A 21,205-nucleotide genomic window follows, 5' to 3' on the forward strand; every position below is an offset into this window, starting at 1 on the left:
ACTCCTGGAATATCGAGTATGCCAGGGGGTTGGTTAGTAAATCCTTGATTCTGTGGTAAAATATTTTTATCTCGGAAGAGAGAGGGTTGGGAGCAATGGTAGCTTTTTTCCCCAAGCTGAAGGAAACTCTTGCTAAAACACGTGAGAGCTTTGTAAGCAAAGTAACCCAGCTTGTCCGGAGGCACGATAAAATAGACGAGGATTTCTATGAGGAGCTGGAGGAAATCCTGCTGCAGGCCGATGTTGGGGTTGCCGCCACTTCTCGCCTGATCGACGCCGTTCGTGCCGATGTCAAGAAGAAGAAAATCGGTAACCCTGAGGATGTGCGCCTGCTGCTGAGGGAAAGAATGGAGGAACTGCTGGGAGAGAATGCGCCTCTCCAGTTCGCTACCGCTCCACCAACGGTCATCCTTGTAGTTGGTGTTAACGGGGTTGGGAAGACCACAACCATCGGCAAACTGGCCTACCGGTTGAGGCAGGAGGGGAGAAGGGTGCTGCTTGCCGCCGCGGACACCTTCCGGGCTGCGGCCATTGAGCAGCTGGAGGTCTGGAGGGAAAGGGCAGGAGCTGATATCGTTAAACACCAGCCGGGGTCTGATTCCGCTGCCGTCGTCTATGATGCCCTCCAGGCGGCGAGGAAAAGGGGGGTTGATGTCGTCATCATCGATACCGCTGGCCGCCTCCATACCAAGACCAACCTGATGGAAGAGTTGCGCAAGATCAAAAGAGTGGTCAGCAGGGAGATCCCGGGAGCTCCTCACGAGGTTCTTCTGGTGGTGGATGCGGCAACAGGCCAAAACGCTTTGCGGCAGGCGGAATTATTCGGCGAAGCTACAGATGTCACTGGCATTGTGTTGACGAAGCTGGACGGCACCGCTAAGGGTGGAGTAGTGCTGGCCATTCGGGAGGAACGGGGGATCCCGGTAAAACTCATCGGTACAGGTGAGCGGCCGGAGGATCTCAAGGTTTTCGACGGAAAGGAGTTCGTAGCGGCCCTTTTTGCTGAGGAGGGTGAGGAATGAGAGCTGCAGTCATCGGAGGAACGGGTTTTTACAGTCCCGGTTTGTTGGATGAGGAGAGAGACCTGACCGTTGCCACTCCTTACGGGGAGGTTGCCTTGAAGGAGGGGAGTTACCATGGTAAAGAACTGGTTTTTCTGGCGCGGCACGGGGTGGATCACGCCTTCCCCCCTCACCTGGTCAACTATCGGGCGAACATCTGGGCGTTGAAAGCTGTGGGGGTCCAAACGGTATTGGCCACTGCAGCAACCGGTTCCTTGAACGAGGATATGAGACCTGGGGAGATCGTTCTTGTTGACCAGTTTCTGGATTTTACAAAGTCGCGGCCTCAAACCTTCTACGAAGGGGGTGAGGCGGGGGTTCTTCACGTAGATATGACCGAGCCCTATTGCCCCGAAGTGCGACGACACCTTATTGCGGTTGCCCAGCAGCTTGAGCGGAGAGTCCACCCCAAGGGAACCTATGTCTGTACGGAGGGGCCGCGTTACGAAACGCCAGCAGAGATTCAAATGTACCGGCAGTTAGGTGGTGATGTGGTGGGCATGACCAGCGTCCCCGAGGTAGTGCTGGCCAGAGAAGCCGGCCTCTGCTATGCCACTCTGGCACTTGTTACCAATTACGCCGCCGGGATCTCCAAAAACCCTCTTTCCCACAGAGAGGTGCTCGAGGAGATGGCCAGGTCGCAAGAGGTTTTGCGGAAGCTGATCTTCTCTGCCCTGGTGACCCTTCCAGAGGAGCGCAACTGTGCCTGTGCTCGGGCAGCTGCCGAACTCGGCTCTTTGGGGCAGAAGTCCATGCAGCAAGGAGATTAGCAGGACAGGAATCTGTTCTCTCATCAGCCGATAAAGGAATTTATTTCTTGTCAAACACGAGTTAGAAGGGGTAGAGTGCTGATGGATGTTTTGCGCTGGGAAGGAGAGCGGTTATACCTGCTCGATCAGAGAGAGTTGCCGCACCGGGTCGAATATCTGCCCTGTTCTCATTATCGTGATGTGGCTGCAGCCATCCGCCAACTGAGTGTCCGGGGAGCTCCGGCCATCGGTGTGGCGGCAGCCTTTGGTTATGCCCTGGCTGCTTTTAATTACTCCGAAGATGGAAAAGTGGCCCTGTCGGAGTACATGGAAGAGGCTGCCCGGGAATTACTGGCAACGCGCCCGACGGCCGTCAATCTCCGCTGGGCGCTTGACGAGATGAGGGCGGCGTATCAAGCCCTGAACGGCAAGAGCCTAAAGGAAATCAGAGATGGGCTGCTGGCGGCGGCATTTAAGATTCAGGCGGCGGAAAAAAAGCGGGATGAAAGGATGGCCTCCTTCGGAGCTTCCCTAATCCCTTCCCGTGCCTGCATCCTTACCTATTGCAATACCGGAGCACTGGCGACGACGGGATGGGGGACGGCTCTGGGGATAATTCGGGAGGCCCATCGTCAGGGGAAAGATCTCCACATTTACGTTCCGGAGACGCGACCGGTGCTGCAGGGTGCCCGGCTGACGGCCTGGGAGCTGCAGGAGGCCGGTATTCCTTATACCCTGATCACCGATAATATGGCCGGTTATGTTTTTGCTCACGGGGGAATCGATCTGGTGCTGGTGGGGGCCGACTGCATTGCAGCAAGCGGCGATTTCGCCAATAAGATCGGCACCTATACCCTCTCCGTTTTGGCCAACTATCATAACTGCCCCTTTTACGTGGCCGCCCCTCTTTCTACAGTTGATCTGACGGTCAAGACGGGGCAAGAGATCCCCATCGAGATGCGCGACCCCCGGGAGGTCAGGGAGATCGGTGGGAAGCTGATCACCCTGGAGGGCTGCCCCGTTCTCAACCCCTCCTTTGATGTGGTACCCCATCAGTTGGTAACGGCCTTCATCACAGATAAGGGAATCCTTAAACCTCCCTTTGAGGAAGCCCTGGCAGCGGCGTTCAAGGGTGGGAGTGAATGATGTTCCATCAAAAGACGGCAGCAGAGATCGTTGCGGTTGGTCGCCAGCTAGTGAGTAAAGGGCTTGTCTCAGGAACATGGGGGAATATCAGTGCCCGCATTCCCGGAGCCGGTGACTTTCTGATTACTCCGAGCGGTGTGCCCTATGAGAGCCTGGATGCTCAAGACCTGGTTCTCTTAGATCCGGAGGGTAAGGTGAAAAAGGGTACTCTGCGCCCCTCCACCGAAACCCCTTTGCACATCGCCATCTATAAAAAGCGCCCAGATGTTCTGGCGATCGTTCACACGCACAGCCCTTATGCATCAGTTTTCGCCGTCAACCGTAGGGAACTGCCGCCGGTTCTGGAGGAACAGGCACAGCTTCTAGGGGGAACTGTACGAGTGGCGCCCTACGCGCCTCCCGGAAGCAAAGAACTGGCTGATGGAGCGGTGACCGCCCTGGAGGGGCGATCTGCTGTTATTTTGGCCAACCACGGTGTGGTGGGGGTAGGGCGTTCACTGAAAGATGCCCTGCTCATCTGTCAGGTGGTGGAAAAAGGGGCACAGGTCTTCCTGCTGGCCCAGCTCTCCGGTAAGCCGCATGTTCTTTCGGAAAGGGATGTTGCGCTGTTGCGCAGAAACTTCCTGGAGAAATACGGGCAGAATCCTCTATCCTCTGCCTGTGCCTTAAAAGAGCAAAGCCGAAAGGATGATGACAATTGAAAATACTGATTAAGGATTGTTATCTCTGCGATCTTTTAAGAGATTCCGGAGTGACCACAGGGGATGTCGCCGTCGAAGGGAACCGCCTTCTCAAGGTAGGTGGAGAGGGAGAGCTCCCTTTAGGATGGAAGCCCGAAAGGGTGATTGACGGCAAGGATCACCTCTGCCTCCCCGGACTGATTAACTGCCACACCCATGCGGCCATGACTCTGCTCAGGAGTTATGCGGATGATCTGCCGTTGATGCATTGGCTGGAGAAAAAGATCTGGCCAATGGAGGCCCGGCTCACCGGAGACGACGTCTATTGGGGCACGCTTCTGGCTATCGTTGAGATGATCGAATCGGGGACCACCACCTTCAGCGACATGTACTTTTTTACGGACAGGGTCGCGGAGGCAGTCGAGGTGAGCGGTGTGCGCGCCTGTCTTTCCAGAGGCCTGATAGGAATTGGGGATTCGGCCGAACAGGGTCTAGAGGAAAGCAGGGAGTTGCTGGAAAAATGGCAGGGGGCGGCCGACGGCCGGATCAGCATCTGGCTGGGGCCCCACGCACCGTATACCTGCCCGCCGGATTTCCTGGATAAGGTTTTGACCCTGGCACAGGATTACCGGGCCGGCATCCACGTCCATGTGGCGGAGACCAAAGATGAGATCGAACAGATCGCCAGAGAGTACGGCAAGACCCCGGTGGCCTATCTTTCCGAGAGAGGGGTCTTCCGGTTCCCGGTGCTGGCAGCTCACTGCGTCTATTTGACGGAGGAGGATATAGAGACCCTTGCGGCTGCGGGTGCGGCCGTTGCCCACAATCCGGAGAGCAATATGAAGCTGGCGAGCGGCATTGCTCCCATCCCCGAACTGTTGGCGGCAGGAGTTACTGTAGGAATTGGAACCGATGGGGCATCGAGCAACAACAACCTAGATATGTTTGAAGAAATGCGCACCGCCGCCCTGCTGCACAAGGTCAATAAGGGTGATCCTCAGGTTCTCCCTGCGTCCCAGGTGCTGTCCATGGCTACCAGGGACGGTGCCCGCGCCCTCAGGTTGGACGATCTCGGGCTTCTCCAACCCGGTTATAAAGCCGATCTGATCCTGGTCAACCTTAACGAGGCCCACCTGCACCCCCGACACAACCCTGTGGCGCATATGGTGTACTCTGCCCGGGGGGGAGATGTCGAGACTGTAATTATTGACGGAAGGATTGTGATGGAGGGAAGAAAGATCCTTACGATCGATAAAGAGCGGGTTTTGGCCGAAGTGGAAGAACGGGCGCGCCGTTTGCTCTCTTAAGGCACAAGTTTTATTTGACAGCGGTATGTTCTTCTTATAGAATGGTGTCAAGGTGATCGCCTTGTCAGAGAGGGATATGAGCGCAATACTCAAAAAAATGGGTCGCATGGCGCTGTTGTCGGATTTTTACGGTAACCTGTTGACTCCGAAACAACAGGAGATCATCCGGCTCTATTACGAGCAGGATCTGTCTCTAGGAGAGATTGCCGAGAGCATGAAAACATCCAGGCAGGCTGTTCATGACACCATCAAGCGCGCCGAAAGAGCCCTGGAAAACTACGAGAAGAAGTTGGGGCTGCTGGCCGGTTATCTTAAAGAAAAGGGCGTTGTCCGTTCCTTAGAAAAGGAGGCAGGAGATATTGCTGTTTCAGGGTCTGGCAGAAAAGCTGCAGGAAACCTTCAAAAAGCTCCGCGGCAAAGGAAAGCTGACTGAAAACGACCTCAAGGCAGCACTGCGGGAGGTCCGGCTTGCCCTTCTGGAGGCTGATGTCAATCTGGCTGTTGTTAAGAACTTTATCGGCCGCGTCTGGGAGCGTAGCCTTGGTGCCGAAGTGCTGGAGAGCCTGACTCCTGCTCAGCAGATCATTAAGATCGTTAAGGAAGAACTCACCGCACTGATGGGTGATACCCGCAGCGGTATCAATTTCAGCGCTACCGGCCCTACGACTATTCTCTTGGTCGGACTCCAGGGGGGAGGCAAGACTACCACTGCCGGGAAGCTGGCGCTCTATTATAAGAAGCAGGGGAAGCGCCCTCTCCTCGTAGGGGCGGATGTCTATCGTCCGGCTGCGATCAAGCAGCTGGAAGTGTTGGCGGGGCAGATCGACGTGCCCTTCTTCAGCCTCGGAGCGGACGCTTCGCCGGTGGAGATCGCCCGGAGAGCTGTGGAACATGCCCAGCGCCAGTCTCAGGATCTGATCCTGGTGGACACTGCGGGAAGGCTTCATATCGATGAAGAGCTCATGGCCGAACTGAGGAGCATGAAGGAGGCCGTTGAACCGCAGGAGGTAATCCTGGTGGTAGATGCCATGACCGGTCAGGATGCCGTGAATGTGGCCAGGGCGTTTCAAGAAGAGCTTGGGCTTACCGGCGTGATCCTGACCAAGCTGGACGGCGACACGCGCGGTGGAGCAGCTCTTTCGGTCAAGAGCGTGACGGGCTGTCCCATCAAGTTCGTCGGAACTGGAGAAAAATTGGATACCCTTCAACCCTTTTACCCAGACCGTATGGCCGCGAGGATCCTGGGGATGGGGGATGTGCTCAGCCTCATCGAAAGGGCGCAGAGCACATTTGATCAAGAAAAAGCCAGGGAGATTGAAAAGAAACTGCGCAGGCAGGAGTTCACCCTGGAAGATTTCCTTGAGCAGATCGAGCGGGTGCGTTCGATGGGTTCTCTGGAGCAGTTATTAGGGATGCTCCCCGGTGTGGGCGGGGCTAAAGAACTGCGCAAGCTGCAGGCGCAGTTCGACGGCAAGGAGTTCGTCCGCCTGGAGGCCATGATCAATTCCATGACCCCGGAGGAGCGCCGCAACCCCGCTATTATCAACGGGAGCAGAAGAAAAAGAATCGCCCGCGGAAGCGGGACTAGTGTCCAGGATGTCAACAGACTCCTTAAGCACTTTGAGCAGACCCGTAAACTCTTCAAACAGTTGAGTGAGGTCGGTAGTGGCAAGGGCAGCCGCAAACTAAAACCAATAAAGTTTCCGTTCTTCTAAGTAAAATTTAAGGGGGTTTGTCGAAGAATTGGCTACAAAAATCAGGTTGAAGAGAATGGGAGCAAAAAAGAATCCATCTTATCGGGTTGTAGTGGCCGACTCCCGCTCACCTCGGGATGGGCGTTTTATCGAGGAAATCGGATACTATCAGCCTGTTGCCAATCCGGAAGTGATCAAGATCGATGAGGAAAGGGCACTCTACTGGCTCTCTCGGGGAGCCCAGGCAACAGATACCGTGCGGGCGCTTCTGAAAAAGGCCGGCGTCTGGGAAAAGCACTTTTCCAAGCATGCTTCAGAGTCCAGGGAAGCCGGGCCGGAACAGGAAGAGGCTAACCCCAATTAAAGAGGAGTGCGGGGGATGAAAGATCTCATTGAGGTGCTCGCCAGGTCTCTGGTGGATGATCCCGACGCCGTTGAGGTGCGGGAAATTGAGGGAGAAAAGGCGCTGATTGTTGAGCTAAAGGTCGCCAGCGCCGATATGGGAAAGGTTATCGGCAAACAAGGAAAGATTGCCAAGGCGATCCGCACTCTGGCCAGGGCAAGGGGTAATAAAATCGGCAGAAAAGTTATTGTAGAAATAGAATCTTAGGGGTTTTTAGGATGTTTGATTACATTACGGTAGGCGAAATCACCGCCACCTTCGGCGTGCGGGGGGAGGTGAAGGTGATACCGTACACCGACTTCCCAGAACGCTTCGAGAAAACCAGGAAGTTTTTCCTCAATAAAGACGGGCTGTTGCGGGAAGTATGGATTGAAAGAGCGGCCATAAGGGAAAAGGACGTCATCCTGAAGATTAAGGGGATCGATACCCCTGAGGAGGCAGCGGAATACCGCCGGGCGCTGCTTCAGATCCCGCCGGATGAGGTCTGGCCGCTCCCCCCTGATAGCTATTATCGCTTCCAGATAATCGGACTGACAGTGACTACTGCCGATGGTGTTGCTCTCGGCCGGGTGGCGGACATTTTGGAAACCGGCAGCAATGATGTTTATGTTGTAAGGGATAACGAGAAGAGAGAGTATTTGATTCCTGCTTTAAAGGATGTTATTAAGGACATCGATCTGGAGAAGGGTTTGATGGTAATTCAGCCTTTGCCCGGCCTGCTCGAGGAGTGAGAGAGCCGTTGCTGATCAAAATCTTGACGATATTCCCCGAGATGTTTTCCGGACCTTTGACGAGCAGCATTTTAAAAAGGGCACAGGAACAAGGGTTGTTAAAAGTAGAAATCGTCAACATCCGGGAATTTTCGGAGGACAGACATCTTAAGGTTGATGACTACCCCTTCGGCGGAGGGGCAGGGATGGTGATGAAACCGGAGCCTTTTTTCCGCTGCCTGGAGGCTTTAAAACCTGCTCCTGGGGCACGGGTGATCCTCCTGACGCCGCAGGGGAAGACCTTCAATCAGGGTATGGCGCGAGAACTGGCAGAGGCTGAGGAGCTAATTCTGATCTGCGGCCACTATGAGGGAATCGATGAAAGGGTTAGGACGCTGGTCACAGATGAGATTTCCCTAGGGGATTTCATCTTAACCGGAGGGGAAATCGCGGCTATGGCTATCGTCGACTGTGTCGGGCGCCTAATACCTGGTGTTGTCGGCGATCCCTTTTCTCTGAAGGAGGAGTCTTTTAATAACGGGCTGCTGGAATACCCTCAGTACACCCGCCCGCGGCTATTCCGGGGGATGGAGGTGCCGGGGGTTCTTCTTTCAGGCAACCATCGAGAGATAGAGCGCTGGCGCCGTGCTCAGGCGGTGCGCAAAACCTTCTTGCGGCGTCCCGATCTGTTGGGGGAAGTGTCCTGGGATGAAGAGGACATGAAGACCGTAAACAGCATCCTGACGGGGGAGGCTCCTCCGAAAGCCTGGAAGTGATTGTTCTCTACTATTTCCTATGCTATAATGAACGGCGGTATTGAACTCTTTATCTTAAGTTGGATAGAGGAGGCAGTTTCCGTGGATTTAATGAAGATAGTTGAACAGGATTATCTAAAAAAGGATATTCCTCCTTTTCGTCCCGGTGACACGGTACGGGTTCACGTTAAGGTTATCGAGGGGGGACGCGAAAGAACTCAGGTCTTCGAGGGAAGTGTAATCAGGAGGCGTGGAAGCGGGCTCAACGAAACATTCACCGTAAGGCGCGTCTCCTACGGGGTTGGTGTGGAAAGAACGTTTCCTGTCCATTCTCCCCGCCTCGCCAAAATTGAGGTTGTTCAAAAAGGCAGGGTGCGCCGCGCCAGGTTGTACTATCTGAGAGACAGGGTCGGTAAGGCTGCGCGGATTCGAGAACGGAAGTAGGGGAGTTAATTGTCCCAGGAGAAGGAGAAGCACAAGAAATCTCTGTGGCGTGAGATACTGGAATCCGTTGTCCTGGCGGTTGTTCTGGCCGCCGTGATAAGGATTTGGTTTCTGGAACCCTTTTACATACCTTCAACTTCCATGGAACCGACGTTGTACCCTCAAGATCGCATTATCGTTAACAAGATCGGATACAAATTCCGCCAGCCTGAACGCGGCGATGTAGTGGTCTTTAAATATCCTCTTGACCCTCAGCGGGATTTTATTAAGAGGGTAATTGCCCTTGAGGGGGAAACCATCGAAGTGCGCGACAACTGTGTCTTTATCAACGGAAAGCGCCTGGAGGAGCCCTATTTGACAGATGAGGTTGTCGCCGACTTCGGCCCTTATGTGGTCCCCAAGGATCACCTCTTTGTGATGGGCGATAACCGCAACAACAGCGATGACAGCAGAGTCTGGGGGCCTTTAAACAAGAAGTATCTGGTAGGAAAGGCGGTGTTTGTCTACTGGCCGCCGGAGCGGATCATGGTAATCAAATGAACAAAAGGGGTTTAAATTGTCGGATTTCGGGAAGAGGGAGGCGTTGCTCTCCCGCTACTTCAAGGTAGTCGACCTTTTTTTTGAGGTTGCCGATGCCCGCTGTCCTGTGTCATCGCGCAGCCGGGAGATCAGGCGGCTTGTCAGGGGAAGAAAGTCCGTTTTGATCCTCAACAAGGCAGACCTCGCCGATCCTGCGGCGACAAAGAGGTGGGTCGGCTTTTTCTCCGAAGTAGGGGAGAGGGTCTTGGCAGTTGACTCCTTGCGGGGAAAAGGCCTGCAGAGGGTAGGGGAGCTTCTGCAGAGTGAGGCGGAAGACTTAAAACGACGGCTCTGGGATAAAGAGCGGCGCTGGAGGCCCTTGCGCGTTGCGGCGCTGGGGATCCCCAATACCGGGAAGTCTTCATTTCTCAATCAAATTGTTGGCAGGCGTGCGGCAGCGACGGGAAACCGCCCCGGTGTCACGAGGGGGCCGCAGTGGATCCATCTGCACAATGTGATTTCGGTACTGGATACGCCCGGTGTTCTTCCACCCTCTGTGAGAGATGAAGAGGCCGTATTTAAGCTGGCACTGATCGGAGCCTTGAAGCTGGAAGATCGGGATCCCGAGATCATTGCCAGAAGGCTTTTGGAATTTCTTAAAGATCACTACCCCGCTGCCCTCAGCAGGAGTTGGGGAGCTGCTGAAGATACGCCACCAAACCTGGAGTGCATTGCCAGGAGTAAGAACTTTCTGCTGCCGGACGGGCGCCTGGATCTACAGAGAACGGCCGTTTTTCTGGTTAATGCAATGCGCAACGGGAAGTTGGGGCGGATCACTCTGGAGTTTCCTTAAATAGAAATAGCTGGCTGCTCTTATCGAACGATAAGAGCTTTTTTGTTGCTAAGAAGGATTATGGCGTTTGAAAAGGAATTATATCAATTTAAGGATAAACAACATGAGGTGAAGGTGCAATATCTTCGGTTGATCAAGAGCGGCGGCGCTTGCGCAGGATGTACTCCTTGGAAAGGACGCTTTGGGCGCGCAGCATCCGATTCGTGGCAGGTGTTGATGAAGCGGGGCGCGGTCCCCTAGCAGGCCCTGTTGTGGCTGCAGCGGTCGTTCTTGATAGGGAGCTGAATCTGGACGGTTTGAATGACAGCAAGTGCGTGCCTAAGCACCTGCGTGCGAAGTTGGCCGTGGAAATTAAGAAAGCAGCAGCGGGTTGGGGGATCGGAATTGCCCCTGTTGGCTGCATTGAGCGTTGTAATGTATTAAAGGCGACATTTATGGCCATGTACAGGGCGATCGAGCACCTCAAAATCCGACCTGAGTACGTATTGGTTGACGGCTCATTTCCCATTCCCGGCCTGGATCTCCCTCAGACGGCTATTATTCAGGGTGACCAAAAGAGTGCGGCCATTGCCGCCGCTTCCATACTCGCCAAAACAACGCGGGACGCCATTATGGAATACTACGGCAGGCTTTATCCGAAGTATGACTTTGCACGGAACAAGGGGTATCCTACCCGGGCGCACCTTCAAGCCCTGAAAGAATACGGGCCCTGTTTCCTGCACCGCCGCACCTTCCGGGGGGTGACAGGAGTGAAAGGAAAGGTTGATGATGACTGTCGTTAGGGTGATGCCTACGTCGGGAATGAATGCGGTTTTTAGCCCCAGGGGAGGCCCTTTTGCCGTCAAAGTGCTGGAAGTAGCAGGGGATAGGGCAGTGGTCTGGGCAGGGGAGCGGATTATTGAGGTGCGGTCGGAAATACCTTTGGCAGCGGGGGAGGAGTTCCTCGTAGAAGCGGAGCGGAGAGGGGACGGCACTGTTGCCTGGCGGGTCGTTGGTGAGATCGCCAGAACCGGCAGCAAAGACCTCCGAAATCTTCAGGGGGAAAACCTGCAGAGAAGTCCGCAGGGCGAGCCTTTGCGTTATGCCTTCTTGGAGTTCGGAGTACCCCTTTCGGAGGCCAATTTTCAGAAGGCGAGACAGCTTCTCCAGAAGCTGGGTGCTGATACTCCGGCTGCTGCCCTGGCGGCGGCGGCATGTCTGAAATCAGGCCTGGAATCGGAAGACCTACTCGGATTCATGTTCTCCTTTTTTTCCCGGCTGCTGTCGGCGGGGGATCAGGTGAATGGGGGGTCAACAAAGGAATTATTCACCGGGGGGATTGCGCCTTTTTCCGAGCAGGATTTGTTCTCCCGGGACGGTGCCACTCTGCTCAGAGCCAGGTTGCAGGAAATAGCAGAGGCCATCATCAGGCTTTCCGGTGCTTTCCGGGAGGATCACGGAGGGGAACCAGGAACTCCCGTAACCCCCTGCCGGGATGATCTGACAAAACTGCTCCTTGCCGGGCAGGTTTTTGCCCGGCTGAGGGCATCCGGCAGAGATGGGGGCTTTTACTATATCCCCCTTTTCCTGGTGGCCAGTGGTGTTCTCTTTTCTAACGGGGAATTGTTGGTCTATCCCTGCGCTGAGGAAAGAGACGCCGAATGCTGCCGGGTGTTGCTCCTGCTGGAGACCGAAAAACTCGGAAAGATGCAGATAGATGTTTTCTTTAGGCAAGGTAATCTAACGGTGGGAGCGGTCGTAGAGAGGGAAGGGACGAAGCTTCTCTTCGACCGGTACTGGCCGGAGCTGGCTTGTGTCCTGCAGCAGAAGAACTACAGAGTGCACTGGTCGGGGTGCAGGGTAGGGGTATTGTCCCGGGAAAAGCCTGCGGCAGAGCCATACTGTCCACTGGATTTGCGGGTTTAGGGAAAGGTGAAGCTGTGGAAAGAGAAATCGAAGAGGCTGTAGCCATAAAATATGAAAAGGACCGTCGTGCTGCTCCTCATGTTGTGGCGGCAGGGAAGGGCCCCCTGGCGCAGCGAATTGTGGAAGTCGCTGCCGCCGCTGGTGTGCCCGTTCTAAAAGAACCCCGAATTGCCGGCCTTCTGGCGAATCTTCCCCCCGGAACAGAAATCCCACCGGATCTCTATCAGGCAGTGGCCGAGATACTGGTCTTCATTTACAGAATGGATCGGCGGTGTAGCGGGCGGAAGTGACCTGGGAGAGGTAAAACATGCGTATTGCTATTACCGATGCCCGGGAGGGTATGAAAGTTGCCCGGGATGTCTTCAGTAAAGACGGCCGGGTTCTGTTAAAGGCAGGCTCTCTGCTGACTGAAAGCTCGATACGGTACCTCAAAAAACAGGGTGTGATTGCCATCGAGATCGAGGATAGGCTGTTGAGCGGCCGAAAACCCGTCCGGCCTAACAGCGATCCCGTCTGGCAGGAGATCATCAGCGAAGCCGAGCATACCGTGCGGGACATCTGGAACTCGGTCAGCCAGGGGAGAGGGATCCATATCTCCCGCATCGAGAGGATTGTTGACAGTATTATCCAGGAGCTGCTGCAAAGGGAAATTACCTACCCGAAGCTGGTGGATATCAGGGCATTGGATGATTATACATTTACCCATTCTGTAAATGTCTGCGTTTTGTCTTTGATCATGGGTATCGCTAAAGGCTATTCGGAAGATGAATTATTCGAACTGGGCATCGGTTCTCTTCTGCATGACCTCGGTAAGATTATCATCCCGCCGGAGATTCTCGGCAAAGCGGATACACTAAGTGCCGAGGAAATGGAGATCGTGCGAAAGCACCCGGCGTACGGATTCAGTCTCCTCGTTCAGGAGTCGGAGATCAATATTAATTCCTCCTTGATCGCCTATCAGCACCATGAGCGTTATGACGGCAGTGGTTATCCGCGGGGTCTGAAAGGTGATGAAATACATGAATATGCTCAGATTGTGGCTATTGTCGACGTTTATGATGCCCTCACTACCGACAGGATTTACCGCAACAGGATTCAGCCCTATGAAGCGGTGGAAATGCTGATCGCCATGAGCGGCAGGGGTTTTAATCCGGATTATGTGAAGCTCTTCTTGAAAAATGTGGAGATTTATCCTGTTGGCAGTATCGTCGAGCTCAATAACGGTTCGCTGGGAATAATTACCGGCGTAGATAAAAATATGCCGGTACGCCCGCAAATTTTGCTCCTTAAATGGGAGGGAGAACGGCTGGTTCCCACTGGCGATGAGGTCGATCTGATGAAAGAGGTCACACTTTTTATTACTAGGGTGATTAAACTGGATAAGGAGCTGCTGGAAAAGGTGTTGGGTAATAGCTAATCTTATCCTGGAAAGGAAGGTTGTTCTTCAATGGGGTCCGCCCGCAGTGTTGGTCTAAGGGGGGAAGAACTCGCCCTCTCTTTTCTTTCCAGGTTGGGTTATCACCTCCTGGAGAAGAATTACCGCTGCCGGCTTGGGGAGATCGATCTGATCATGAAAGACGGCCAGAATCTGGTCTTTATCGAAGTGAAGACCAGACGCAGCGACAGTTATGGAGCCCCGCAGGAGGCTGTAGGGCCGTTAAAGCAGGCTAAGATCAGGAAACTTGCCCGTTACTACTTGATGACGAAGGGGATCAGGGAGCAGCAGGTGCGCTTTGATGTTGTGGCCATTCGCTTTGGAGGAGGAAAATACCATATTGAGCATTTAAAGGGTGTATTTTAATATTAACCGCTGAGGAGAGGACATTGGATGATTAAGGAAGAGGTTATCAAAGAGATCAGAAAAGTCGTCGGGGATGAAAACGTATTAGTATCTAAGGAAGATAGGCTCTGTTACGGTTATGACAGCACCCCAGTGGCTTATCTTCCCGATCTGGTGGTGCGCCCATCTTCTACCGAGGAGATCCGGACTATAGTAGAGCTGGCCAACCGGCACCTTTTCCCCATAATTCCGCGAGGAGCGGGAACAGGTTTGAGCGGCGGTTCCCTTCCTGTCGAAGGAGGGGTTGTCATCGACTTAACGAGGATGGACAGAATTCTGGAAATTGATGAAGAGAACCTGATCGCCGTTGTAGAGCCGGGTGTTGTCACATACCATCTTCAACAAGAAGTAGAAAGGAGAGGGTTGTTCTATCCTCCGGACCCGGCGAGCTTAAAAACGTCTACCATTGGGGGTAATGTTGCCGAGTGTGCCGGTGGACCCCGGGCCTTTAAGTACGGTGTTACGCGGGATTATGTGCTCGGGTTGGAGGTGGTTACCCCGACGGGACAGGTGATCGAAACAGGTGGTAAAACCGTGAAATCGGTGACCGGATATGACCTGACGCGGCTCTACACGGGTTCAGAGGGCACATTGGGAATTATAACCAAAATATACCTGCGCCTTATCCCTCTACCGGAGGCCAAGAAGACCTTAATGGCAGTTTACGGGAAGCTGGATGATGCGGCGCGCAGCGTCACTCTCATCATAAAAGAGGGGATCATACCGGTTACTCTGGAGATAATGGACGACCGGACCATTCAGTGTGTGGAAAATTACCGGCATCTGGGGCTTCCCCTTGATGCAGAGGCGATCCTGATCATCGAAGTCGACGGACCGCAGGTGTTGATCGAAGAGCAGGCTGGGAGAGTTGCCGCCCTCTGCCGGGATAATGGAGCTCGGGAGGTCAAGGTGGCGGAAACGGAGGAGGAGAGGGAGCAGATCTGGGCCTCCAGGCGGGCGGTTTCGGCCGCAGTGGTCCAGATCAAACCGACTAAGATCAGCGAGGATATTTCCGTTCCCCGGAGCGCCATTCCCGAGATGGTGAGAAGACTGAAGGAGATCGCCTCCCGTTACCGGCTGGATCTGGTGATATTCGGCCATGCCGGGGACGGGAACCTGCACCCGAACATCCTCTGCGATAAAAACGATCCCGACGAGATGGAGCGTGTTGAAAAGGCCATCGGAGAGCTTTTTCGGGCTGCGGTAGAGCTGGGAGGAACCCTATCAGGAGAGCACGGAATCGGTACCATGAAAGCGCCGTATCTCAAACTGGAAACGGGAGAAGCAGGCTATCAAGTAATGCAAAGCATTAAAAGTGCCCTGGATCCCAATAACATTCTCAATCCCGGTAAAATCTTCAGGAGTGACATTTAATGGACAAAATTGTAGCCCTCAAGCACCTCGATCGATGTAGCAAGTGTGGCAGCTGCCAGGCGGTGTGCCCCCTTTACGCCGAGACCAGGATGGAACCGCTTGTTGCCAGAGGGAAGCTTTTTCTCATTCGGAATTACCTGGAAGGGGAACTGGGTATCACCCGCAGGATGAAGGAGCTGATGAGCCTCTGTCTTTTGTGTAAAGCCTGCACCGCTCAGTGTCCCAACGGCATTCCTGTGGATCGACTGGTTTTGGGGATCCGGCAGGAGATTGCCAGAGAAAAGGGGATTTCTTTCGTCAAAAAGAACGTCTTCCAGCACCTGCTCCAGAACAACGGCAGGCTCACCATGGCGGCTAAGATGGCATATCTTTACCAAAAGAGCGGTTTGCAGTGGCTTGCGCGCAGGAGCCGGATCCTGGAGTTCTTGGGGGGAAATCTGGCGCGCAAGGAAGAACTGCTGCCGCAGATGGCCTCCAGACCCTTTCGCAGCCAGGTGCCGCAGCATTTTCCCTGTAACAGGCCGCGGCTTCGGGTGGGCTATTATACGGGCTGCCTCACCAATTATGTCTTCCCGGCTACCGGGCACGCGGTGATCGACGTGCTCCGCCGCCACCAGGTGGAAGTCGTGGTGCCCGAACAGTGGTGCTGCGGTATTCCTGCTCTGGCCAGCGGGGACGAGGAAGCAGCAGCTAAACTGGCTCAAAAGAATGTCGAATCCTTCTTAAAGTCGGGAGTGGACGCAGTTATCGTGGACTGCGCTTCCTGCGGCAGCATGCTGCGCTATTATGTTGAGCTGTTGGGAACAGAGGAAGCCCAAAGATTTTCGGAGAAGGTGCTGGATATCAGCCAATTCCTGGCCGATGCAGTGAGCTTTCAACCGGGAGAGAGGGAGGTGCCTCTCGTAGTTACCTATCATGACCCCTGTCACTTGAGAAGGGGGCAGGGGGTTGCTAAAGCTCCTCGCGACCTGATTAAGTCTTTGCCGGGGGTCATATTCAGGGAAATGAAGGAGGCCGATCGTTGTTGTGGAGCCGCCGGTTCCTTTAATTTAGCTCATTACGATTTGGCAAACAGGATCGGGCGCCGGAAGGTGCAAAACATCCTCCAGACGGGGGCGCAGGCGGTGGTAACGGGGTGCCCTTCCTGCATCATGCAGATCAGTCATCTCCTTGCCCGGGAAAATGCGCCTGTAAAAGTTATGCATATTGCGGAACTGATCAGCAGAACTTACTTGAAAAAATAGTTCAACCTTCTTAGCATCAACACGACAGAGATTGCTAGTTAACTTAATTAGAGCTCTGGGCAAGAGTGTACGGCCGTCAAAAGAGTGAGAGTCTCGGAATGAGCCGATATGTACGATATGTAATGTAAGGGGGGGTGTTATGTTTTCCGCTGTATATGAAGAAGCAAGGTGTGCCTTTGCCGCCCGCTCACCTGGCGAAATGGCAGACTTGAGTGGAGCCATTTATGACTCCTCTGAAAAAACCATTCATGTCGCCTATTTCGGCAGGACATATCAGGTTTCCCACCCCGAGGGGACGATCAGCAGTCCCTACGACCCGGTAGAGTTGCCGCTTGAAGAAAAGGCTCTTATTCTTCAGTACCTTTCCCAGGCCACGGGGGAACCTTTAAGCGGACGCTGGATCGCCTATGCGGAGCTGCCTAACGGTATGCTGCACAATCAGCCCTTTCGGGTGGAAGCAGTAGAACCACTGGCCGATACCTTCGGCAGCCGGCCCGAAAAGCTGGTGGAAGCGGCACACTACCTGGGAGGTTGGGAAATTGAGATCGGCGATGCCGCGGTGGTAATACCTGTTTTTAAAAGGCTCTATGTTGCCGTTGTTATATGGGTTGCCGATGACGAATTTCCTGCCAGTGCCAACATGGTGTTCGATGCCGCCGCTCCCAAGTATCTTTCAACGGCAGCCCTCTATGTTCTGGGATCGGTGGTTACAAAGCGCATAAAGAATGTGGTTGACCTTTAATAGGTATAAAACGGCCCTTCCTTTATCATACTAAGCGTAACGTTAAGTACAAGGAGGGGTTTTTATGTATAATTTGCACCCAGGGTTTACAATATCGCCGGTTCCCAGCAAAGTTGGCGAAAAATGTAAGATCAGGTATCACGGGCTCCTAGCCACCTCGGGTGCTGACCAGGTGTGGTTGCGTACCGGATACGGGACGGGACCGTGGCAGAATATTTATGATTACCGTATGAATAAGGTTGGTCCCAACGAGTGGGAGCAAACTGTAGAAATCACCAGGGAAGGGCAATTTAACTTCTGTTTCAAAGACAGCGCCAACAATTGGGACAACAACAACGGCCTCAACTGGAGTTACACCATCAGAAGGTAGTTTTTCCTACTCGGATGCTGCTTTTCATGAGGTTAAAAGAAAGAGGGGCTGGTACCCCTCTTTTTAATGTAATGATTTCTTGAAATCGTCGAGATTGTTGATGCCAAGGATCTTGCGCAGCTCCTGCTGCTGGCTTTCGTCCATGAGTTCATCAACAGATAGCGTATAATCGATGAGCTTTTCCGATATGTAGACGGGAGCCCCGGCTCGGAGTGCCAGTGCAATGGCATCACTCGGACGGGAGTCCAGGACGAGCTCTCCTGAGACGGTTTGAATGTACATCTCCGCGTAGTAGGTGCCGTCTCTGATATCGTTGATAACAACACGGCGTATGGAAGCGCCTAAATTGTCGCAGAAGCTTTTCATGAGGTCATGGGTCATCGGTCTGGGGGTGATCACACCCTGCAGAGCCATGGCGATAGATTGGGCTTCGAAAGGCCCGATTGAGATTGGAAGGGCACGTTTTTGCGATTCGTCAACCAGCAGCACCACTGGGCTCAATGAGAGATCAAAGGCGATCTCCTTCACCTGAACCGGAATCATAACGCATTACCTCCTCCCATTTTAGTATAAAACAAATATCAACTACCAGAAAGGCCTGTCGAGGCACCGGTACTGCACCGCTTCGGCGAGATGCACCGGTTCAATCTGGACCGACTCTTCGAGATCGGCAATAGTTCGGGCAATCTTGAGCACGCGATCGTGTGCCCTCATGCTCATTTTTAGGTTGTGGAAGACCTGATGGAGCAAATCCCGACTTTCCTTTTTCAGTTGGCAAAAGGTTTTCAAGTGTTGGCTTTTCATCTGGGCGTTGCAGTGGACCCCTGTGTTGCGGAAACGCTCTTGCTGGATTTTGTGCGCCCTGACCACTCTCTTTCTGATCTCTTGAGAGCTTTCTGCACTCTTTTCCGAGGACAGTTCGCTTAATTCCAGGCGGGGCACCTCGATTTGCAGGTCGATGCGGTCGAGAATTGGGCCGGAGACGCGGCTGCGGTAACGCTGTGCCTGATAGGGAGTGCAAGTGCATTCTTTGTGAGGATCGCCCAGATGACCACAGGGGCACGGATTCATGGCGCCGACGAAGATAAAGCGAGCGGGGAAGGTGTAAGCACCGTGGGCGCGGCTGATTGTAACTACCCCCTCTTCAAGGGGCTGCCGCAGGGCTTCCAGCACATCCCGGCTGAACTCAGGCAGTTCGTCGAGAAAGAGGATGCCGTGGGTGGCGAAGCTGACCTCGCCGGGGTGGGGCACCCTTCCTCCGCCGATGATACTGACGGCAGATGCTGTATGATGCGGCGCCCGGAAAGGCCTCTTGGAAATAACAGGCCGCTCCTTCGGAAGCAGTCCGGCAATGCTGTAAACCTTGGTCACCTCCAGGCATTCTTCCCAGCTCAAAGGGGGGAGAATGGACGGCAGGCTCCTGGCCAAAAGGGTTTTACCCGTACCGGGAGGCCCTACCATCAGGATGTTGTGCCCGCCTGCCGCAGCAATTTCCAGAGCGCGTTTGGCCTTTTCCTGTCCCTTAACGTCGGCAAAGTCCGGGTAACCCGTGGAATCGTCGTCCTCCAGCAATTGGGAACCGGTTTCCTCCGGAGCGGCAGGAAGCTCCCTTTCTCCTTTTAAGAAGGCGGCTACTTCATTAAGGTTGCCTGCTCCGAGAGCCGGCACCCCTTTGACAAGAGCAGCCTCCGACAGGTTGTCGAGGGGGATGATCAGGGTTTTCTCTGGGCTGTTTTGGTGAATACTGCCGGCCATTAAGAGCACGCCGGGAACGCGCCTAATGGTGCCGTCGAGAGAAAGCTCCCCAACCAGGATGTGCTGTGGTATTTTGTCAAAGGGCAACTGTTCGGTAGCGGCAAGGATGCCGATCGCTATGGGGAGGTCGAACAGCGACCCCTCTTTTCTCAGATCGGCCGGGGCTAAATTGACCGTGACTCTTTTCAAGGGAAATTCAAATCCTGTATTTCTGATGGCGCTCCGCACCCGTTCGGTGGCCTCCCTGACCGCGGGATCCGGGAGTCCTACGATTGTTATACAAGGCAGCCCTGGCGAAACATCCACCTCCACCCGAACATTGTGGGTTTCCATACCCAAGCAGCAGCAACTGTTGATGATGCTGAGCATTGTTTGATCCCTCGATCAACAACTACTTCCTGTATATCTATTCTTTTCAACCCCGTCTGTTTCCTGCCCGGGAACGAGTGACTCTTGAGGTTTTTTGCCGGCCTTTCTCCAGGCAGAGAATCCCCGTAGAATGCAGTTGTTCTGGTGGTGAAGGCGAATTGCTCTCTTACGCGCGCAGTGTGGCTTTCAGCCTCGTTGTATTCAGCAGTAATCCGAGGGCATCTTGTATATCATTAACAATTACATCCGCTTTGCTGATCGCTATTTGCGCGGCTCCTTCTTTTCCGATGACGGCTATGCCGAGGGCGGCTTTTTTCAGCATTAAGGTGTCGTTTACTCCGTTTCCGATAGCGACTACTTTTTTTGGCCCCAGTGAATCTACAATTCTACCTTTTTCAAGAGTACCATTTTTGCTTGTGATTAGCTTAATATTTGCCTGTAATTCTCTGCACTTCTGAGAGGCCGTGCCGAAGGTATCCGCAGTAAGAATATGAATTTCTAAATACTCAGCCAATTGGTTTAATTGTTCTGCTACACCGCTAATTAGATTGCCGTCAAAGGCGATGGTACCGTTGTAATCAACGATCAGGTGCTGCAAGGAGAGGTCACCTTTACCGGGAATATTTATTTTGAGCAAATTTTGATCACCTCCAGACGTTTCAGTTCTATTGTAGCAAGATTCTCTAGGATGACTACAGCGTCCATATCGCCCGATGTGAAGTCACCGAAGAAGCCGGCGAAATGAGATCCGAAAGGGTGTCAATCAATTAATAAGTCGGGGTTCACACAGAAACTCCGCACCTGAGCCCTCAAGCCCTTACAGCGCAAGAAAGGCGGTATTACGGCAAAACTTTATAAATTCGCATTTTTGGGTGCTGGCAGGCAGGAAAATACTCCACAAATAGCAAAAACCTCCTGGAAACAACAACACTCAAATCATCATCCCCAGGAGGTGCACCACCGATGTCGAAACGGTGGCTTAAAGATTTTCTTCGATACATACACAAAGTTTTCCTGCCTGAAGGCAGGACTAAATGGGCAAAAGATAAAAGAAGAGATCCCGAGATAGAACCGGGCACCATCTGGGCAACGCTTTTAATTGGCTTTGCTCTGCAGGTTCAGAGCCTGGAAGAACTAGAGCGAAGGGCGAGAAAAAGCTTTAAAAAGCTCCTACCCGGAGGGCAGCGGCCGCCCCCGGTGATGGCGGCTTTACCAAAGCCCCATTCATCAACAACTATTTGCGCAGCAAAAACAACCACGTAGTAGTCCACTTAAAGGAGACCGC

Annotated in this window: 27 protein-coding genes; 23 read left to right on the top strand and 4 right to left on the bottom strand. The window is 53.7% G+C overall.

Features of this window, described 5'->3' with window-relative positions; translation table 11 throughout:
• Window positions 1–95: 95 nt before the first annotated feature.
• The 23 genes from ftsY to TPH_RS05195 all read left to right on the top strand — a co-directional run bounded on the left by ftsY (window position 96) and on the right by TPH_RS05195 (window position 17,796).
• Complete coding sequence (gene ftsY / locus TPH_RS05085) at window positions 96–1,022, top strand: signal recognition particle-docking protein FtsY (RefSeq protein WP_015050121.1); 927 nt, start codon at window positions 96–98, stop codon at window positions 1,020–1,022.
• Window positions 1,019–1,831 carry an S-methyl-5'-thioadenosine phosphorylase gene (mtnP, locus tag TPH_RS05090; protein WP_015050122.1) on the top strand — a complete coding sequence of 271 codons (813 nt, stop codon included), beginning with the start codon at window positions 1,019–1,021 and terminating at the stop codon, window positions 1,829–1,831. The genes ftsY and mtnP overlap by 4 nt, the downstream gene beginning before the upstream one ends.
• A gap of 81 nt (window positions 1,832–1,912) precedes the next feature.
• Window positions 1,913–2,956 (top strand): S-methyl-5-thioribose-1-phosphate isomerase, encoded by a 1,044-nt coding sequence (mtnA, locus tag TPH_RS05095; RefSeq protein WP_015050123.1) that lies wholly within the window; start codon window positions 1,913–1,915, stop codon window positions 2,954–2,956.
• Window positions 2,953–3,657, top strand: coding sequence for a class II aldolase/adducin family protein (locus TPH_RS05100; protein WP_236608825.1), 705 nt, complete (start codon window positions 2,953–2,955; stop codon window positions 3,655–3,657). Before mtnA ends, TPH_RS05100 begins: the two co-directional genes overlap by 4 nt.
• Window positions 3,654–4,943, top strand: coding sequence for an amidohydrolase (locus TPH_RS05105; protein WP_015050125.1), 1,290 nt, complete (start codon window positions 3,654–3,656; stop codon window positions 4,941–4,943). The genes TPH_RS05100 and TPH_RS05105 overlap by 4 nt, the downstream gene beginning before the upstream one ends.
• A gap of 52 nt (window positions 4,944–4,995) precedes the next feature.
• The gene (gene ylxM, locus TPH_RS16185; RefSeq protein WP_345940304.1) at window positions 4,996–5,376 is read left to right on the top strand and encodes a YlxM family DNA-binding protein; all 381 of its coding nucleotides are present in this window, start codon (window positions 4,996–4,998) and stop codon (window positions 5,374–5,376) included.
• Complete coding sequence (ffh, locus tag TPH_RS05115; RefSeq protein WP_015050126.1) at window positions 5,303–6,658, top strand: signal recognition particle protein; 1,356 nt, start codon at window positions 5,303–5,305, stop codon at window positions 6,656–6,658. The genes ylxM and ffh overlap by 74 nt, the downstream gene beginning before the upstream one ends.
• A gap of 28 nt (window positions 6,659–6,686) precedes the next feature.
• Window positions 6,687–7,001, top strand: a complete 315-nt coding sequence (rpsP, locus tag TPH_RS05120) for a 30S ribosomal protein S16 (protein ID WP_015050127.1) — start codon at window positions 6,687–6,689, stop codon at window positions 6,999–7,001.
• Between the two features lie 15 nt (window positions 7,002–7,016).
• Entirely contained in the window at window positions 7,017–7,247 is a 231-nt protein-coding gene (locus TPH_RS05125; protein ID WP_015050128.1) for a KH domain-containing protein, read from the top strand.
• Window positions 7,248–7,258: 11 nt separating this feature from the next.
• Window positions 7,259–7,771 (top strand): ribosome maturation factor RimM, encoded by a 513-nt coding sequence (gene rimM / locus TPH_RS05130; RefSeq protein WP_015050129.1) that lies wholly within the window; start codon window positions 7,259–7,261, stop codon window positions 7,769–7,771.
• Between the two features lie 8 nt (window positions 7,772–7,779).
• Window positions 7,780–8,526, top strand: a complete 747-nt coding sequence (gene trmD / locus TPH_RS05135; RefSeq protein ID WP_015050130.1) for a tRNA (guanosine(37)-N1)-methyltransferase TrmD — start codon at window positions 7,780–7,782, stop codon at window positions 8,524–8,526.
• Between the two features lie 81 nt (window positions 8,527–8,607).
• Window positions 8,608–8,949 (top strand): 50S ribosomal protein L19, encoded by a 342-nt coding sequence (gene rplS, locus TPH_RS05140; protein WP_015050131.1) that lies wholly within the window; start codon window positions 8,608–8,610, stop codon window positions 8,947–8,949.
• Between the two features lie 9 nt (window positions 8,950–8,958).
• Entirely contained in the window at window positions 8,959–9,489 is a 531-nt protein-coding gene (gene lepB / locus TPH_RS05145) for a signal peptidase I (RefSeq protein ID WP_015050132.1), read from the top strand.
• Between the two features lie 16 nt (window positions 9,490–9,505).
• On the top strand, window positions 9,506–10,321 hold the full coding sequence (gene ylqF, locus TPH_RS05150) for a ribosome biogenesis GTPase YlqF (RefSeq protein WP_015050133.1): 816 nt from the start codon (window positions 9,506–9,508) through the stop codon (window positions 10,319–10,321).
• 119 nt (window positions 10,322–10,440) lie between these two features.
• The gene (locus TPH_RS05155) at window positions 10,441–11,103 is read left to right on the top strand and encodes a ribonuclease HII (RefSeq protein WP_269077495.1); all 663 of its coding nucleotides are present in this window, start codon (window positions 10,441–10,443) and stop codon (window positions 11,101–11,103) included.
• Entirely contained in the window at window positions 11,087–12,226 is a 1,140-nt protein-coding gene (locus TPH_RS05160; protein ID WP_148275850.1) for a hypothetical protein, read from the top strand. The genes TPH_RS05155 and TPH_RS05160 overlap by 17 nt, the downstream gene beginning before the upstream one ends.
• A gap of 14 nt (window positions 12,227–12,240) precedes the next feature.
• Complete coding sequence (locus TPH_RS05165) at window positions 12,241–12,516, top strand: EscU/YscU/HrcU family type III secretion system export apparatus switch protein (protein ID WP_015050136.1); 276 nt, start codon at window positions 12,241–12,243, stop codon at window positions 12,514–12,516.
• Window positions 12,517–12,533: 17 nt separating this feature from the next.
• Window positions 12,534–13,643 carry an HD-GYP domain-containing protein gene (locus tag TPH_RS05170; protein ID WP_015050137.1) on the top strand — a complete coding sequence of 370 codons (1,110 nt, stop codon included), beginning with the start codon at window positions 12,534–12,536 and terminating at the stop codon, window positions 13,641–13,643.
• A 30-nt stretch (window positions 13,644–13,673) separates the two neighbouring features.
• Window positions 13,674–14,027, top strand: coding sequence for a YraN family protein (locus TPH_RS05175; protein WP_015050138.1), 354 nt, complete (start codon window positions 13,674–13,676; stop codon window positions 14,025–14,027).
• 27 nt (window positions 14,028–14,054) lie between these two features.
• Window positions 14,055–15,440 carry an FAD-binding oxidoreductase gene (locus tag TPH_RS05180; protein ID WP_015050139.1) on the top strand — a complete coding sequence of 462 codons (1,386 nt, stop codon included), beginning with the start codon at window positions 14,055–14,057 and terminating at the stop codon, window positions 15,438–15,440.
• A complete protein-coding gene (locus TPH_RS05185; protein ID WP_015050140.1) occupies window positions 15,440–16,684 on the top strand; it encodes a (Fe-S)-binding protein in 1,245 nt (414 codons plus the stop codon). The genes TPH_RS05180 and TPH_RS05185 overlap by 1 nt, the downstream gene beginning before the upstream one ends.
• Before the next feature lie 139 nt (window positions 16,685–16,823).
• Entirely contained in the window at window positions 16,824–17,426 is a 603-nt protein-coding gene (locus TPH_RS05190; protein ID WP_015050141.1) for a DUF3786 domain-containing protein, read from the top strand.
• 64 nt (window positions 17,427–17,490) lie between these two features.
• A complete protein-coding gene (locus tag TPH_RS05195; RefSeq protein WP_015050142.1) occupies window positions 17,491–17,796 on the top strand; it encodes a carbohydrate-binding protein in 306 nt (101 codons plus the stop codon).
• Between the two features lie 63 nt (window positions 17,797–17,859).
• Here TPH_RS05195 and TPH_RS05200 read toward each other — a convergent pair whose 3' ends face one another.
• From TPH_RS05200 to TPH_RS15370, 4 genes are all read right to left on the bottom strand, one after another.
• Complete coding sequence (locus tag TPH_RS05200; protein ID WP_015050143.1) at window positions 17,860–18,339, bottom strand: bifunctional nuclease family protein; 480 nt, start codon at window positions 18,337–18,339, stop codon at window positions 17,860–17,862.
• Between the two features lie 42 nt (window positions 18,340–18,381).
• Window positions 18,382–19,920 (bottom strand): YifB family Mg chelatase-like AAA ATPase, encoded by a 1,539-nt coding sequence (locus TPH_RS05205; protein WP_015050144.1) that lies wholly within the window; start codon window positions 19,918–19,920, stop codon window positions 18,382–18,384.
• Between the two features lie 166 nt (window positions 19,921–20,086).
• The gene (locus TPH_RS05210) at window positions 20,087–20,557 is read right to left on the bottom strand and encodes an HAD family hydrolase (protein ID WP_015050145.1); all 471 of its coding nucleotides are present in this window, start codon (window positions 20,555–20,557) and stop codon (window positions 20,087–20,089) included.
• A 481-nt stretch (window positions 20,558–21,038) separates the two neighbouring features.
• Window positions 21,039–21,191 (bottom strand): hypothetical protein, encoded by a 153-nt coding sequence (locus tag TPH_RS15370; protein ID WP_155990786.1) that lies wholly within the window; start codon window positions 21,189–21,191, stop codon window positions 21,039–21,041.
• Window positions 21,192–21,205 lie beyond the last annotated feature (14 nt).

Source organism: Thermacetogenium phaeum DSM 12270 (assembly GCF_000305935.1).
GTDB classification, from domain to species: Bacteria; Bacillota; DSM-12270; order Thermacetogeniales; family Thermacetogeniaceae; genus Thermacetogenium; species Thermacetogenium phaeum.